A 2,710-nucleotide genomic window follows, 5' to 3' on the forward strand; every position below is an offset into this window, starting at 1 on the left:
TCGCCGCCCTGATCAACGCCCCCGATCACCGCAACAACACCCCGCAAAACGACCAACTGTTCGGTTGATCAACGGGCTGGCGCGGTCGGGGGTCGCATTGGCCTTCGACCGCGCTAAGCTGGCGTCATGACCGACCGTCCCGCGATCCTGATCATGCAGCGGCATCTGGCGCCGCTGACGGCGTTTCTGGACGGGCCGTACGTCGTCTATCGCTTCTGGGAGGGTCCGCCGGTCGAGGCTCAGGGCGACATCCGCGCCCTGGTCGTGGCCGGAGAGTTCCCGCTGGACAAGGCGTTGATCGAGCGGCTGCCCAATCTGGAGCAGATCGCCTGTTTCACCGCCGGCTATGAGCAGATCGACGTCGACTGGTGCCGCGCGCGCGGGCTGAAGGTCAGCCACGCCCCCGGCGTCAATCATGAGGACGTGGCCGATCACGCCCTGGCCCTGATCCTGGCCGCGCGGCGTCGGATCGTCTCGGGCGACCGCCAGGTGCGCGCGGGCGGCTGGACCACCGAATCCAAGACCATCACCGCCTCGCTGAAGGACCAGCGGGTGGGCATCGTCGGCCTGGGCGGCATCGGCCAGGCCGTGGCCCGGCGCTGCCAATCCTTTCGCATGAGCGTCTCGTGGTGGGGACCGCGCGACAAGGACGCGCCCTGGCCGAAGGCCGCCTCGCTGCTCGACCTGGCCAGGGACAGCGACGTCCTGGTCGTCGCCTGCCGGGCCGACGACGACAACCGGGGCCTGATCTCGCGCGAGGTGATCGAGGCGTTGGGTCACGACGGCCTGCTGGTCAATGTCGCGCGCGGTCAACTGGTCGATGAGGACGCCCTGATCGCGGCGCTGAAGTCCGGCCGCCTGGGCGGCGCGGCGCTGGATGTGTTCGAGCCTGAACCGACCGATCCCGCGCGCTGGGCCGATCTGCCGGATGTCGTTCTGACGCCGCACACGGGCGGGGCCACGACCCAGGCGGTCCAGGCCATGCTGATGCTGCTGCTCCAGAATCTCGACGCGGGCCTGAACGGACGCGGTCTCGTAACGCCGATCCCCTGATCCGGCGGCGTTTTCTGCTTGCATAAACATATAAGGATATCCTTATATGTACTGATGTCCTTGACCGCCGACCAGACCGTGGAGGCCCTGCGCGCCGCCGGCGAACCGACCCGGCTGCGGGTGCTGTCGCTGCTGGCGGGCGAGGAGCTGTCGGTCATGGAGCTGTCGCGCGTGCTGGATCAGAGCCAGCCGCGCGTCTCGCGCCATCTGAAGCTGATGAGCGACGCCGGTCTGGTGGAGCGATTCCCGGACGGCGCCCGCGTCTTCTATCGCCTGTCGTCGGACCATGACGCGCGCCTGCTGATCGACACGGTGCTGGACCTTCTGGCCGACGGCGAATCCGAGACCGACCACCGCCGCCTGGACGATGTGCGCAAGGAGCGCGAGACGGCCGCGGCCGCCTATTTCGAACAGGTCGCGCCCCAATGGGACCGCATCCGCAGCCTCTATGTCGCCGAGACCGCCGTCGAGGCCGCCATCGAGCGCGCGGCCGGTTCCGGCCCGTTTGAACGGGTCGTCGATCTGGGCACCGGCTCGGGCCGGATGCTGACGCTTCTGGGCAAGAAGGCGCGGATGTCGATCGGCCTGGATCTCAGCCACAACATGCTGAACATCGCCCGCTCCAACGTCGCCCGCGCGGGCCTGGACCGGGTCGAACTGCGCCACGGCGACATCTTCTCGACCCGCCTGCCGGCCGAAAGCGCCGATCTGGTGCTGGTGCATCAGGTGCTGCACTACCTGGCCGATCCGGCCGCCGCCGTGACCGAGGCCGCGCGTCTGGTCATGCCGGGCGGCAAGCTGCTGATCGTCGACTTCGCCCCGCACGACATCGAACGCCTGCGCGACGAGCATCAGCACCGCCGCCTGGGCTTCGCCGACGACGAGATCCGCCGCTGGCTGGGCGACGCCGGGCTGAAGCCCTCGGCCCCCATCGCCCTGCCGCCCGACAAGGACGGCCTGACCGTCATCATCTGGACCGCCCAGCGGCCCGCCCAAGCCGCCCGAAAGACCGCCTGATGGCCGCCTCCCCCTCCTCCCGCAGCCTGGCTGAGGCCCGCGCCCTTCTGCTCTCGCCGCTGGGACCGGTGGCCCGCGCCGGATCGAACCGCGACCCGGTGCGCGTCTCGTTCGAATTCTTCCCGCCCAAGACCGACGAGGCCGAGGCCAATCTGTGGAAGGCGATCCGTCGGCTGGAGCCGCTGAACCCGGCCTTCGTCTCGGTCACCTACGGCGCGGGCGGTTCGACGCGTGAGCGCACCCACCGCACGGTCCAGCGGATCATTTCCGAGACCACCTTGCGCCCCGCCGCCCACCTGACCTGCGTCGAGGCCAGCCGTGACGAGGTCGATGAGGTCATCGCGGGTTACAAGGCCATCGGCGTCGATCACATCGTCGCCCTGCGCGGCGATCCGCCGGGGGGAAGCGGCATCGGCGGCGTCTATACGCCGCGCGCCGACGGCTACGCCAACGCCACCGAATTGGCCGGCGCCATCACCCGCATCGGCGGCTTCGACATCACCGTCGGCGTCTATCCCGAACGGCACCCCGAAAGCCCGTCCCTGGCCCACGACATCGAGGTGCTGAAGGCCAAGGTCGACGCCGGGGCCACCCGCGCGGTCAGCCAGTTCTTCTTCGACATCGACGCCTTCCTGCGCTT

The 2,710-nt window shown here is 69.4% G+C and carries 3 protein-coding genes; all 3 read left to right on the top strand.

The annotated features are described in order from the left end of the window. Positions 1 to 126: 126 nt before the first annotated feature. Positions 127 to 1,053 carry a 2-hydroxyacid dehydrogenase gene (locus tag V7D63_RS13400; protein WP_333592776.1) on the top strand — a complete coding sequence of 309 codons (927 nt, stop codon included), beginning with the start codon at positions 127 to 129 and terminating at the stop codon, positions 1,051 to 1,053. A 54-nt stretch (positions 1,054 to 1,107) separates the two neighbouring features. Next, complete coding sequence (locus tag V7D63_RS13405) at positions 1,108 to 2,070, top strand: ArsR/SmtB family transcription factor (protein WP_333592777.1); 963 nt, start codon at positions 1,108 to 1,110, stop codon at positions 2,068 to 2,070. Beyond that, positions 2,070 to 2,710, top strand: a 641-nt coding sequence (locus V7D63_RS13410) for a methylenetetrahydrofolate reductase (protein WP_333592778.1), incomplete at its 3' end; no start/stop codon positions are given. The genes V7D63_RS13405 and V7D63_RS13410, both read left to right, overlap by 1 nt.

The organism is Brevundimonas sp., assembly GCF_036732845.1.
Lineage (GTDB): Bacteria > Pseudomonadota > Alphaproteobacteria > Caulobacterales > Caulobacteraceae > Brevundimonas.

What these genes read in the sequence shown, in the direction of transcription:
- V7D63_RS13400 (WP_333592776.1), top strand. Translation starts at nt 127, where the DNA reads ATGACCGACCGTCCCGCGATCCTGATCATGCAGCGGCATCTGGCGCCG.
- V7D63_RS13405 (WP_333592777.1), top strand. Translation starts at nt 1,108, where the DNA reads ATGTCCTTGACCGCCGACCAGACCGTGGAGGCCCTGCGCGCCGCCGGC.